The organism is Micromonospora sp. BQ32, from assembly GCF_059358895.1.
This window is the reverse complement of sequence record NZ_JCADBI010000001.1, coordinates 266249-278421: the sequence shown is the minus strand read 5'-3', so window position 1 is coordinate 278421 and position 12173 is coordinate 266249. Positions and strand designations below refer to the sequence as shown.

The following is a 12173-nucleotide window of genomic DNA, read 5'->3' as shown; positions in this document are numbered from 1 at the left end:
GCCAATCATTGTCAGGACCGTGACGAGAGCTGGGCAGGGATGCCCATCGATCCCCCCGGGTGGTGCGGTGGCCGAGGACGAGGCAACGGTGAACAGGGGTGATCCCGCCGACGAGCCGTTCCCGCTGCTGATCGCGGTGACCCCGTCGCCGGCCGAGCGCATCCGGCTCGCGGAGCTTCTCGACGGCATCGCACCGCTGCTGCTGGTGGCCGACCTCGACGAGCTACGCCGGCTGATCGCCGCTCCGCAGCAGGTCGCCGCCCCGTCCCAACCGGCGCCGGTCGCCGCTCTGGTGATCGACTCGGCCCGGTCCAGCGCCCGCTGCGGAGAACGTGAGATCGACCTCACCCGCCTGGAACACGACCTGTTGACCTGTCTGATCACCGAGCCGGCCCGGGTCTGGAGCTACGCCGAGCTGCACCGGTCGGTCTGGCGGGACGAGGGGCGCGAACGCAAGGCGGACGTACAGTCGCTGGTCAAGCGGCTGCGCCGCAAGCTGCATGCCCTGGGCACCGGAGCCACCATCGATGTCGTTCGCGGGGTGGGGCTGCGGCTGACCGATCACCAGCAGGCGCGGGTCGAACGGGCCTGACCACGACGTCCGGTCAGATCAGCCCGGCTCGGGCCCACAGCAGACGCCCCGGCCCAGCCACCAGGCCAACGCTCGCCAGGTTGTCGTGCACCCGCGCCGCCGACCAGCGCAGGGTGGCACGCCAGTGCGGGTTGGCGCGGGCAGCGGCACGACCGACCGCCGGCGCAATGCCCACCGCCGCGTACGCGTCGGGATGGACCAGCCGGTTGGCGATCGTGTAGGCGGCGCGACCGACCAACAGTCGGGCATACGCCATGCCCGCCGGGCCGGTGGCCGCGACAGCGGCGGCCAGTTCCTCGCGGGCGAACCGGACGTGTCGCGCCTCCTCCACCACGTGGATGCGGGAGACCATCCGGATGAGCGGCTGGAGCGACTCGTCCGCCATGATCTCGCGCTGGAACGCGTCGAGGATCTCCTCCGCGATGAGGATCGCGGCGTACATCCGGGGGCCGCTGGCGGTGGCCTTGAGAAAGCGCCCGAGGTGGTGGTCGACGGTGCTCGCGCGGTAGACCGGACAACCCATCGCCTCGATCAGCCGGCCGAACATGATGGAGTGCCGGCACTCGTCGGCGACCTCGGTCAACGCGTACTGGGCCGGCCGGCTGGTCGGGTCGGCGCGGTAGTACTCCCGGATCAGCATCTGCATGAGGATCGTCTCGAACCACAGCCCGGCGCTGGCCGCGCTGGCCACCTCGTGCTTGGTGAGCTCGACGCGCTGCTCCTCGCTGAGCTGCTCCCACAGTGGCGTGCCGTAGAGGCTGCTGCGCTGTGGCGGGAGCCAGTAGGCGCCCGGCGTGTGCGGGGCATCCCAGTCGATCTCGACGATGGGGTCGTAGCTGGTCCGCAACGAGGACGTGAGTAGTCGCTCGGCGACCGCCGCGCGCCCGGTTTTCGTCGGTGCGGTCTCCATGGCTCCTCCATATTGACGTGACGACCAGTAACTGTTACGAGTAGTAGCATGCAATCGCCGTTCACCGATGTCAATGCGTCCGACCCGCCGGCCACGCCCCCCGACGGCGATCCGAAGGCGAAGGGCAACGGCCGCCGAGACCGCTGGGCAGACCATCGTGAGCAACGACGGCAGGAGTTGGTCGGGGCCGCCGTGCAGGCGCTGCTGCGCTACGGGCCGGAGGTCGACATGGAACAGGTGGCTGCCACCGCGGGCGTCAGCAAGCCGGTTCTGTACCGCTACTTCGCCGACAAGTCGCAGCTCTGGGTCGCGGTCAGCGAGGTGGTGGCGGCCCGGATGGTCGACACCATCGCGCCCGCCATCGAACAGGTCCGCGAGGAACGTGACCTGGTCGAGGCGACGATCGACGCCTACCTGGGCGTGATCGAGTCGGAGCCGAGGCTCTACCGGTTCCTGATGCACCAGTCCGGTGATCCGGGCATCCACCAGGTGGTCGCCGGCACCAGCCGGCAGGTGGCCGCCGGGCTCGCCCGGGTGATCGGCGACCGGCTACGGACGCTGGGCCTCGACGCCGGTCCCGCCGAGCCCTGGGCGTACGGCCTGGTGGGCTTCGTGCAGGCGGTCGGCGACTGGTGGACCACGCACGGCCAGCCGATCAGCCGGGCCGCCCTCACCGACTACCTGACCGCTCTGCTGTGGAGCGGCATCGAAGGGGTGCGGGCCAGCGCCGATCTGCCGCACGAGCTGACCCGCGCCCATGAGCGGATCGTGCCGTGAGCTACCACGGCCCGGCGGGTGTCGAGGGCACCCCGGTCCGGGTGCACCTCAGCGGACGGTGGGAGCCGGTCGACGGCCGCTTCCACTGGGGCGGACGGATCGAGCCGGAGCCACGGGTTGCCCACCTGCTGCGCTCCGGCCGGCGCGACGTCGAGGTACGCATCGCCGACCGCGTCCGGGCGGCCCGACTGGCCGAGGTCGACCCGTGGGGCGGCGTACGCATCACCGGCGTGGGCGATCCGCCCTGGCCGCCCGTGGCCGACCCGACCGCGCCCGAGCTCACGGAGGAGTGAATGGAGACAGACGTTGCCATCATCGGCGCCGGCTTCGGTGGCCTGGGCGCCGCAATCCACCTTCAGCGGGCCGGCTTCACCGACTTTCTCGTCTTCGACCGGGGCGAGGACGTCGGCGGCACCTGGCGTGACAACAGCTACCCGGGCTGCGCCTGCGATGTCCCGTCGCACCTCTACTCGTTCTCCTTCGCTCCCAATCCCGGCTGGTCGAACACGTTCTCCAGCCAGCCGGAGATCTGGGACTACCTGCGCGGCTGCGTCGACCGCTTCGGGATACGCCCGAGGTTGCGGTTGCGCCACGAGGTGTGCGAGGCGAGGTGGGACGACCAGCGCCAACGCTGGCTGCTGCGCACCTCCGGCGGCGACCACATCGCCCGGGTCCTGATCTGTGCCGCCGGCCCGCTCAGCGATCCGGCCATCCCCGACCTGCCCGGGATCGACGAGTTCGCCGGGACGGTGTTCCACTCCGCCCGGTGGCGGCACGACCACGACCTGACCGGCCGGCGCGTCGCGGTGATCGGCACCGGCGCCTCGGCCATCCAGTTCGTGCCACAGATCCAACCGACGGTCGAGAAGCTGACGCTCTTCCAGCGCACCCCCGCGTGGATCATGCCGAGGTTGTCGCGCCGGATCAGCGGCGTCGAGCAGGCCGCGTTCCGCACCGTGCCCGGCGCGCAGCGGGCCGCCCGGGCAGGGCTCTATCTGGTACGCGAGAGCATGGGCCTGGGCTTCCTGCACCCGACGGTCAGCCGCCTCGCCTCGCGCCTGTCCCTGCGTACGCTGCGGCGTCAGGTTCCCGACCCGCACCTGCGGGACAAGCTCACCCCCCGGTACGCGATGGGCTGCAAGCGGGTGTTGATCTCCAACGACTACTGGCCGTCGCTCACCCGACCGAACGTCGACGTGGTCACCGCCGGCATCGCTCGGATCGTGCCGGACGGCCTCGTCACCGACGACGACGTCCACCACCGGGCGGACACCATCATCCTCGGGACCGGCTTCCACGTCACCGACTCCCCCGTCGTACGGCGCATCCACGGTCGGGACGGGCGCAGCCTGGGCGACGCCTGGACCCCCAGCATGCACGCGTACCGGGGCACGACCATCGCCGGCTTCCCCAACCTGTTCTTCCTGCTCGGCCCCAACACCGGGCTCGGGCACACCTCCGTGGTGCTGATGATCGAGGCGCAGCTGCATCTGGTGCTCGCGGCCCTGCGTCACATGCGGGCCAGGGGCGTCCAGGCCATCGAGCCCACGGCGCAGGCGCAACGACGCTGGACCGAGCGGATCGACCAGAAGATGGCCGGCACTGTCTGGCAGACCGGCTGTTCGAGCTGGTACCTCGACGCCACCGGCCGCAACACCACCATCTGGCCGGGCTTCGCCACCAGCTTTCGGTTGCGGCTGCGCCGGTTCCGTCCGGCCGACTACCAGATCGCCTCGACCGGCAGCACCCCCAACGAGCCGGAGCGGGAGCACGCCGATGCGGTATGATCTGGCGGGCAAGATCCTGCTGATCACCGGCGCGGCGCGCGGCATCGGGGCGCAACTGGCCCGCGAGGCCGTCGCCCGCGGGGCCCGGGTCGCCCTCGTCGGGCTGGAAGGCAAGCTGCTCAAGCACCTCAGCGCCGACCTCGACGCGCACTGCTACGAGTGTGACGTCACCGACCAGGCGGCGTTGAACGCCGCGGTGGCCTCCACCGTGGACCGCTTCGGTCGCATCGACGTTGTCGTGGCCAACGCGGGCATCGCGAACCTCGGCACCGTCGCGGTGGGACCGGTCGACGCGTTGGTCCGTACCGTCGAGGTGAACCTCTGCGGCGCGATCCGCACGGTCAGCGCCGCGCTACCCCATGTCACCGCCGCCCGTGGCCACATCCTGATCATCTCGTCAGCTGCCGCCTTCACGGCGATGCCCGGCATGGCCGCCTACTGCGCGTCCAAGGCGGGTGTGGAGCAGTTCGCCAACGTGCTGCGCCTGGAGACCCGCCCACGTGGCGTCACCGTCGGCACGGCGCATCCGATCTGGATCGACACCGACCTGGTCCGCGACATCCGTGACGACCTGCCATCCTTCCGCACCACGCTGCACCGGTTGCCGTGGCCGCTGTCCACCGTCGTACCCGTCGAGCAGTGCGTCGAGGCCCTGCTCCGCGGCATCGAGCGCCGCAAGCGCAAGGTGTACGTGCCACGGTCGCTCGCCATGGTGCAGGCGTTGCGGCCGGTGGTGCTGAGCGGCCTCTCGGACGCGTTGATCACCCGGTTCGGCGGCCAGACCATGGTCGGCCAGATGGAAGACGAGGTACGCCAGCTCGGGCGTTCCTTTGGCCGGACGTCGGTGGGAGAGCAGTCATGAGCGTTCATTTCCGACGTGCGGGCCGCGGAGAGCCGCTCGTGCTCATCCACGGCATCGGTCACCGTCATCAGGCGTGGGAGCCGGTGTTCGAGCGGCTCACCGCCCACCACGAGGTGATCGCGCTCGACCTGCCCGGATTTGGGAAATCCCCGGTGCCCGGCACCGGCATGCCCGCCGACATGGCCGCCACCGTGGCCGGGGTCCTGCCGGTCCTGACCGAGTGGGGGCTGGAGCGTCCGCACGTCGCCGGCTACAGCCTCGGTGGGGCGATCGCCCTGGAGCTTGCCGCCACCGGGGCGGTCGCCTCGGCCACCGCCTTCTCCCCCGCCGGCTTCTTCACCCCGGCGGAGCGCCGCCGGGCGCTGGCCATCCTCCGGATGCTGCGGGCCAACTCGTACCTGCCCACGCCCGTCATGCGGGCCGCGTTGCGCTCGGCGTACCTGCGGGCGTTGTGCTTCGCGCCGCTGATGGCCCGCCCGACGCTGCTGGATGTGGAGCGCGCGCTGGGCGACGCGCTCGCCCTGCGCCGCGGGCTCGGCTTCAACGCCGTGGCCCGAGCCGCTCGCGACTATCGCTTCGACTGCCTTCGGCTGTCCGACGCGACGGTGCCGGTGACCATCGGCTGGGGGGACTGCGACCGGATCTTCGGCGTCCACCAGGCCGAGCGTGCCCGGGCGGGCCTGCCGGCGGCACGGGTGGTGACGCTGCCCCGCTGCGGGCACGTGCCGATGAGCGACGACCCGGACCTGGTCGCCGCGCTCATCCTGGAGACCACCGGCGCCGTGTCTCGCACCGAACGACCGGATTCGTCCCTCTCCGCTTAGCGTCGCCGGTCAGGAAGATCACTTCACAGTCTAAAAACTTGCAGGCTCTGCAAGTTCGCCCCTAACCTCGCCCGCGTGACCGACACCGACCAAGCCGCCCCTGGGCGTCGCGACCGCAAGAAGGCGCAGACCCGGGCCGCGCTGACCGCCGCCGCGCTGCGGCTGGTCGCCGAACGCGGCCTGGAGCACGTGACGGTGGAGGAGATCAGCGAGGCCGCGGACGTCTCCTCGCGGACCTTCTTCAACTACTTCACCTGCAAGGACGAGGCGCTCACCGACGATCCGGCGCTCGACGGCAACCCGGTTGTGGGGCGGCTGGCGGCCGTCCCCGCGCAGGTACCGGCGTTGCAGGCCGTCCGACTGGCCCTCGACGAGGCGATCGACACGATCCAGGCCGACCGGGAGTTGTGGCGGTTGCGGCTCGCCGTCATCACCCAGAACCCGGCGCTGCTGCCTCGGCTGGTGTCCAGCAACATCGCGACCGAACGGGCCATGGTCTCGGTCATCGCCACCCGCCTCGGCGTCGGTCCCGACCACGGCCTCCCGCCGTTGATCACCGCTGTCACCAGCGCCGCCTTCCACACCGCGATGCTGCGTTGGGCCGCCGGCGACGACACCCGCCCGCTGCGCGACTTCGTGGACGAGTCCTTCGCGGCGGTCGCCGCCGGCCTGCCGGATCCGCCAGCCGCCTCGTGACCCACCGGTTCCGCCCCGCCGCACCAGCGTCGGGGACAGTCACTCCGCCACAAAACCCGATAAGGGAGCGTCAATGACCACCACCGCCCCGCCCGCCGACACCGCCGACGTCGGTACGCGCATGTCGCGTCGGGAGGTTCTCCAGGCCCTTTCCGGCCTGATGGTCGGCATGTTCGTGTCCATCCTCGCCTCCACGGTGGTGGCGAACGCGCTGCCGCGGATCATCGCCGATCTGAACGGCAGCCAGACCGTCTACACGTGGATCGTCACCAGCGAACTGCTCGCCATGACGGCGACGGTGCCGCTGTGGGGCAAGATGGCCGACCTGTACAGCAAGAAGCTGCTGATCCAGTTGTCGCTGGGACTGTTCGTGGTGGGCTCACTCATCGCGGGCCTCACGCCGAACGTCGAGGTTCTGCTGCTCAGCCGTGTCGTCCAGGGCATCGGCGCCGGCGGCATGACGGCGCTGGCCACGATCGTCATGGCGGCGATGATTCCGCCGCGTGAACTGGGCCGCTACGCCGGCATCTTCGGCGCGGTCTTCGGTGTGGGCACCATCGCCGGTCCGCTGATCGGCGGCCTGCTCGTCGACACGTCGTGGCTGGGCTGGCGGTGGTGCTTCCTGATCGGCGTCCCGTTCAGCATCATCTCCATCGCCCTGCTCCAGCGCACCCTGCACCTGCCGGTCGTCCGCCGGAAGGCAAAGATCGACTGGCTGGGCGCCCTGCTCATCACCTCGGGCGTCTCCACGCTGTTGATCTGGTCGTCCCTGGCCGGCAGCAAGTTCGACTGGGCCTCCGGCTGGACGGCCCTGATGGTCATCGGCGGTCTGGTTCTGCTGGCGCTGGCCGTGGTCGTCGAGTCCCGGGCGGCGGAGCCGATCGTCCCGCTGGGCATCTTCCGCAACCGCACGGTCTCCCTGGCCACGGTCGCCAGCGTGCTGGTCGGTGTCGCGATGTTCGGCGGCACCGTCTTCCTGTCCCAGTACTTCCAGATCTCGCTGGGCAAGTCGCCGACCGTCGCGGGCCTGATGAGCCTTCCGATGATCTTCGGTCTGCTCGTCTCATCGACGGTGGCCGGTCAGCTCATCACGAAGTACGGCCGTTGGAAGGCGTACCTGGTGGCCGGCGCCGCGGTGATGACCGTCGGAATGCTGCTGCTGGGCACCATCGACGCCAACACCAGCGTCGTCGTGCTGTCGATCTACATGGCCGTGCTGGGCGTCGGCGTCGGCATGCTCATGCAGAACCTCGTGCTCGCCGCGCAGAACGACGTGCCGGCCCAGGAGCTCGGTGCCACCACCTCCGTGTTGACGTTCTTCCGCAGCATGGGCGGCGCGATCGGAGTCAGCGCCCTCGGCGCGGTCCTGGCGAGTCGGGTGACCTCGTTGACGACCGACCGGCTCGGCCCGGCGGCGACCGCCGGCGGTGGCTCCGCCGAGGTGCCCGACCTGTCCACCCTGCCCGAGCCGGTGCTGCGCGTCGTGCAGGACGTGTACGGCATCGCCACCGCGGACCTCTTCCTGGTCGGCGCGCCGATCGCGCTGCTCGCGCTGATCGTCGTGCTGTTCATCAAGGAGAAGCCGCTGCACACCCTCAGCGGGGACGAACGACGCGCCCAGGAGGAGGCGGCCGCAAAGGTCGCGATTCACTGAGCTGTACGCCAGCAGAGCGGGGGCGGGCCGGTTGGTCCGCCCCCGCTCTGCGTCCACACCAGCGGACCGGTGTGGGCAGTCCCTGCCTGCCGCCGCGTTTCTCGGTAACGACATGGCGCCAACCCGTTGCCACGTAACGTGAGATTGAGCCGGTCAACGGCTGACGCCAGACGTGCGCCGGGCCGCCACTGCGGCGGCGCCCCTCGGCCAACCGCCGGGTCGGACATCTCGGCAACGTCGCGGCCTACTCAGCCGCAGGAGGTGTGGACGCGATGCCCTTGCTGTCGGTCTTCGATCCCCGGCACACGGTCGCTCCCCCGGGATACAGCCGCTGGCTCATCCCGACCGCGGCGCTGGCCGTGCACGTCTGCATCGGCCAGGTCTACGCGACGAGCGTCTACAAGAACTCCCTCATCGCGCACTTCGACACCAGTCAGACGGCGATCGGAGCGATCTTCAGTATCGCCATCGTCATGTTGGGTTCCTCCGCCGCGGTGGGTGGCCGTTGGGTGGAGCGCAACGGACCGCGCCGGGCGATGTTCGTCTCCGCCTGTTTCTGGGCCGTCGGGTTCCTGGTCGGCGCGCTCGGCATCGCGACCCAACAACTCTGGCTCCTCTACCTCGGATACGGCGTCATCGGCGGCATCGGGCTCGGCATCGGCTACATCTCGCCAGTCTCCACACTGATCAAGTGGTTCCCGGACCGCCCCGGCCTCGCCACCGGGCTGGCCATCATGGGGTTCGGCGGCGGCGCCCTGGTCGCCGGCCCGCTCGCGCGCCAACTGCTCTCCCTCTACGACTCCGGCTACAACCCCAACAACCCGGCCGCCGTCGCGTCGGGCAATGCCCTCGTGGCGCTCTTCGTCACGTTCGGCATCGGCTATTTCGTGATCATGATGTTCGGCCCGTTCAACGTCCGGGTTCCGGCCCCGGACTGGCGGCCCGCCGGGTTCGACCCCGCGAGCGTCGCCGCCCGACCGCTGGTGACAACGGCGAGCGTGTCCGCGTCGAACGCCGTGCGTACCCGGTCGTTCTGGTTGCTGTGGATCGTGCTGTTCTGCAACGTCACCGCGGGCATCGGCATCCTGGAGCAGGCGAGCCCGATGATCCAGGACTTCTTCCGGGACAACGGGACCGCCACCACGGTCTCGGTGTCAGCGGCGGCCGGTTTCGTGGGGGTACTGTCGCTGTTCAACATGGCGGGGCGGTTCGTCTGGTCGACGACCTCCGACCTCATCGGCCGCAAGCCCATCTACATGGTCTACCTCGGCGTCGGCATGGTGCTGTACCTGCTGCTCGCCGTGGCCGGCCACTCCGCGACCGCGGTCTTCGTGCTGATCGCCGCCGCGATCATCTCGTTCTACGGCGGTGGCTTCGCCACCATGCCCGCCTACCTGCGTGACCTGTTCGGCACCTTCCAGGTCGGGGCCATCCACGGCCGGATCCTGACCGCCTGGTCGGCCGCGGGTGTCGCCGGACCGCTGATCATCAACGGGATCCTCGACACGCAGGGCAAGCCCGGCACCCTCACCGCGGCGGCGTACCGGCCCGCGCTGTTCACCATGGTCGGCATCCTCGCCATCGGGTTCATCGCGAACCTGCTGGTCCGTTCCGTGCCCGAGCGGTTCCACGAGCCGGACCGGGGGCCGACCTCGCCCGTGGCGAAGGCCACCGTCACCGAGCCGGTCGCGCTCGGGCGGGAAAGCCAGCCGCCCGCGCCACCGCGCGTCGGTAACCAGACCGGGCGGCTCTGGTTGTCGTGGCTGCTGGTCGCGGTGCTCCTCGGGTACGGCATCGTCCAGACCGCCATCACCGCCGCGAAGCTGTTCACCGGCTGACGTGTTGCGCCAGCGATAGCCCGTCGCGGCCAGATCTCTTGTACCGCAACGGAAGGCGCCCCTTCGCAGGGCGCCTTCCGTTTCGCCGATCCGCTCAGAGCCTGGTGGTCGACCCCTTCTCGGCGAGCCGCTCCCGTTGTGGCACCACCGTGTACTTCGGATCGCGTGCCGACACCCGTCCCGCCTCGAAGACGCCGAACCGGGTGGCGACCGACGATGCCACGAGGGCGGCGCCGGAGATCACCGAGAGGACCCGGCTGCGTCGGCTGAGCAGCGCGGTGACGGTGCCCACGGCGAGCAGGGCGCGTCCCGCCTTGACCAGCCGGCCGCTGCGTCCGTGCGTGTAGGGTTCGCTGGTGAGGCCCTGCCGCTCCAGCCGGTGCCCCCCGCCCAACTCGACGGCCGTGGCGGCCAGGGCGAGTCGTCGCAGTGGGGCGGTCTCCGCGGCCGGTGCCGCGATCAGTCCAACCCCGGACGCGGCGGCGAGCGCGCTGCCGGCGAAGACGAACGGCAGCGACGGGTAGGCGTCGTGCCAGGACGGCACGGCCGTGTCGGCGAGCAACACCCCGGTGTACGTCGCCAGCGCCGGCGCGGTGGCGGCGGCAGCCAGGCCGGCGACGTTGCCGACGGGCGGCGCGATCCGACGGGCGAGGCCGAGCACACCGTGCCGCGGAAGCAGCGGCGCGAGCTCGGCGACCGCGGCCACGCCGGCCAGCGGCCCGAACGCCGCGAGGATCCAGGTCCCGACCGACATCGGCGAGGTCACCTTGGCGACCCGGAGCATGTGATGGAACCGAGCCGGCCGGCCGAGGTCGTGGACCAACAGGTACGTGCTGGCGGCGACGCCGCCGAGGGCCGTCCAACGGCCCACCTTGCGCAACCCGGGTCGCCCGGTCAGTTGGGCGCCCGTGCCGATCAGCGCACTTCCGGCGGCGAGACCTCCGGTGAACAGGTAGCCGGCGATGTCGTACTTCCACACCGGCGGCTTCAGAACCGGCCGGCCGTAGTAGGAGGCGAAGTCGGCCGGCGGCACCGTGAGCTGCTCACCGCCGTCACCGCCTCGTCTGCGGGGCTGCCGGTGGCGTTTCCCGTCGGGCTGATCGAGGCCGGCCTGGAACTCGCGGAACCGGGCGCCGACCGGCTCGTTCGATGGCGTCTCGTCGGTCACTGCCGCCTGCCCAGGAAGGCGACCGCCGTGGCGACGGCCATCGTCATCGCCGCCAGGCCGGCACGCTTCCACATGGCCGGCAGGTCGCGGGTGGTCACAATGGGGTCCGGTGGCAGCCCGTACACCTCCGGCGCGTCCAGCAGCAGGAAGAACGCACCATCACCACCGACGCCGTCGTTCGGGTCGTGCCCGTACAGCCGTGCCTCCGGCACCCCCCGCTCATGCAGCTTCGTCACCCGCGCGGCGGCCCGCTCCCGCAACTCGTCCAGGGCGCCGTACTGGATCGACTCCGTCGGGCACGCCTGCGCACACGCCGGCGTCATCCCCACCCCGAGCCGGTCGTAGCACAGCGTGCACTTCCACGCCCGACCATCATCCTTGCGTTGATCAATGACGCCGTACGGGCATGCGGAGATGCAGTAACCGCAGCCGTTGCAGATGTCCTCCTGCACCACCACGGTGCCGAACTCGGTCCGGAACAGGGAACCTGTCGGGCAGACATCCAGGCAGGCCGCGTGGGTGCAGTGCTTGCACACGTCCGACATCATCAACCAGCGGAAATCCGTCCGCCCCTCCTCGCCCGATCCGCGCCCCGGCGGCTGCGCACCGGGCATCCCGAGAAACTCCGGCCCGCCCGACATGCGGGCCGCCGCGGCGGGCGAGCCGGTGTCCAGGCCGGGGTCCGTTCCGGTGTCGGTGCTGGTACCCGCGCCGACGGCCGCCGTGAGCGGGCTGACCGATGGCCCGTCGGGTTGCTCCTCGAACGCCGGAGTCGCCCAGCCGGCCGAGCGGGGCTGCTCCACGAACGCGACGTGCCGCCACGAGTTGGCGGTCAACGCGCCCGTGTTGTCGTACGACATGCCCAGCAGGTCGAGCCCACTCTCGGGGACGCCGTTCCACTCCTTGCAGGCCACTTCGCACGCTTTGCAGCCGATGCAGACGCTGGTGTCGGTGAAGAACCCCATCCGCGGCGGCGGGTTCTCGTAGCCGGCGTCCGGTGCGGGGTCCAGCGGCCCGTACAGGGCGTTGGCGTGGGGCATCGTCAGACCTCCTGGTCGCTGCTGC

General features: G+C 70.7%; 12 protein-coding genes. 9 read left to right on the top strand and 3 right to left on the bottom strand.

The window, feature by feature from the left end:
- Window positions 1-67: 67 nt before the first annotated feature.
- Window positions 68-592 carry a winged helix-turn-helix domain-containing protein gene (locus AC5L30_RS01145; protein WP_494864593.1) on the top strand — a complete coding sequence of 175 codons (525 nt, stop codon included), beginning with the start codon at window positions 68-70 and terminating at the stop codon, window positions 590-592.
- A 13-nt stretch (window positions 593-605) separates the two neighbouring features.
- Here AC5L30_RS01145 and AC5L30_RS01140 read toward each other — a convergent pair whose 3' ends face one another.
- Window positions 606-1502, bottom strand: coding sequence for an AurF N-oxygenase family protein (locus AC5L30_RS01140; RefSeq protein ID WP_494864591.1), 897 nt, complete (start codon window positions 1500-1502; stop codon window positions 606-608).
- Between the two features lie 48 nt (window positions 1503-1550).
- Between AC5L30_RS01140 and AC5L30_RS01135 the strand changes: the two genes are divergently transcribed.
- The 8 genes from AC5L30_RS01135 to AC5L30_RS01100 all read left to right on the top strand — a co-directional run bounded on the left by AC5L30_RS01135 (window position 1551) and on the right by AC5L30_RS01100 (window position 9940).
- A complete protein-coding gene (locus AC5L30_RS01135) occupies window positions 1551-2279 on the top strand; it encodes a TetR family transcriptional regulator (protein WP_494864590.1) in 729 nt (242 codons plus the stop codon).
- Window positions 2276-2572 carry a DUF4873 domain-containing protein gene (locus tag AC5L30_RS01130; protein WP_494864588.1) on the top strand — a complete coding sequence of 99 codons (297 nt, stop codon included), beginning with the start codon at window positions 2276-2278 and terminating at the stop codon, window positions 2570-2572. Before AC5L30_RS01135 ends, AC5L30_RS01130 begins: the two co-directional genes overlap by 4 nt.
- A complete protein-coding gene (locus tag AC5L30_RS01125) occupies window positions 2573-4066 on the top strand; it encodes a flavin-containing monooxygenase (RefSeq protein WP_494864586.1) in 1494 nt (497 codons plus the stop codon). It abuts the gene before it with no gap.
- Window positions 4056-4928, top strand: a complete 873-nt coding sequence (locus AC5L30_RS01120; RefSeq protein WP_494864584.1) for an SDR family oxidoreductase — start codon at window positions 4056-4058, stop codon at window positions 4926-4928. The genes AC5L30_RS01125 and AC5L30_RS01120 overlap by 11 nt, the downstream gene beginning before the upstream one ends.
- A complete protein-coding gene (locus AC5L30_RS01115; RefSeq protein WP_494864582.1) occupies window positions 4925-5752 on the top strand; it encodes an alpha/beta fold hydrolase in 828 nt (275 codons plus the stop codon). The genes AC5L30_RS01120 and AC5L30_RS01115 overlap by 4 nt, the downstream gene beginning before the upstream one ends.
- A 75-nt stretch (window positions 5753-5827) precedes the next feature.
- Window positions 5828-6448, top strand: a complete 621-nt coding sequence (locus AC5L30_RS01110) for an acyl-CoA-like ligand-binding transcription factor (protein ID WP_494864581.1) — start codon at window positions 5828-5830, stop codon at window positions 6446-6448.
- Between the two features lie 73 nt (window positions 6449-6521).
- Window positions 6522-8102 carry an MDR family MFS transporter gene (locus AC5L30_RS01105; RefSeq protein ID WP_494864579.1) on the top strand — a complete coding sequence of 527 codons (1581 nt, stop codon included), beginning with the start codon at window positions 6522-6524 and terminating at the stop codon, window positions 8100-8102.
- A gap of 272 nt (window positions 8103-8374) precedes the next feature.
- The gene (locus AC5L30_RS01100; RefSeq protein ID WP_494864577.1) at window positions 8375-9940 is read left to right on the top strand and encodes an OFA family MFS transporter; all 1566 of its coding nucleotides are present in this window, start codon (window positions 8375-8377) and stop codon (window positions 9938-9940) included.
- A gap of 94 nt (window positions 9941-10034) precedes the next feature.
- Here the strand turns inward: AC5L30_RS01100 and nrfD are convergent, their stop codons facing one another.
- Window positions 10035-11108, bottom strand: coding sequence for an NrfD/PsrC family molybdoenzyme membrane anchor subunit (nrfD, locus tag AC5L30_RS01095; protein WP_494864575.1), 1074 nt, complete (start codon window positions 11106-11108; stop codon window positions 10035-10037).
- Window positions 11105-12148: a 4Fe-4S dicluster domain-containing protein gene (locus tag AC5L30_RS01090; RefSeq protein WP_494864573.1), complete on the bottom strand. Its 1044-nt coding sequence runs from the start codon at window positions 12146-12148 to the stop codon at window positions 11105-11107. Before AC5L30_RS01090 ends, nrfD begins: the two co-directional genes overlap by 4 nt.
- Between the last annotated feature and the right edge of the window lie 25 nt (window positions 12149-12173).

What these genes read in the sequence shown, in the direction of transcription:
- AC5L30_RS01140 (WP_494864591.1), bottom strand. Translation starts at nt 1,502, where the DNA reads ATGGAGACCGCACCGACGAAAACCGGGCGCGCGGCGGTCGCCGAGCGA.
- AC5L30_RS01135 (WP_494864590.1), top strand. Translation starts at nt 1,551, where the DNA reads ATGCAATCGCCGTTCACCGATGTCAATGCGTCCGACCCGCCGGCCACG.
- AC5L30_RS01125 (WP_494864586.1), top strand. Translation starts at nt 2,573, where the DNA reads ATGGAGACAGACGTTGCCATCATCGGCGCCGGCTTCGGTGGCCTGGGC.
- AC5L30_RS01120 (WP_494864584.1), top strand. Translation starts at nt 4,056, where the DNA reads ATGCGGTATGATCTGGCGGGCAAGATCCTGCTGATCACCGGCGCGGCG.
- AC5L30_RS01115 (WP_494864582.1), top strand. Translation starts at nt 4,925, where the DNA reads ATGAGCGTTCATTTCCGACGTGCGGGCCGCGGAGAGCCGCTCGTGCTC.
- AC5L30_RS01105 (WP_494864579.1), top strand. Translation starts at nt 6,522, where the DNA reads ATGACCACCACCGCCCCGCCCGCCGACACCGCCGACGTCGGTACGCGC.
- AC5L30_RS01100 (WP_494864577.1), top strand. Translation starts at nt 8,375, where the DNA reads ATGCCCTTGCTGTCGGTCTTCGATCCCCGGCACACGGTCGCTCCCCCG.
- AC5L30_RS01090 (WP_494864573.1), bottom strand. Translation starts at nt 12,148, where the DNA reads ATGCCCCACGCCAACGCCCTGTACGGGCCGCTGGACCCCGCACCGGAC.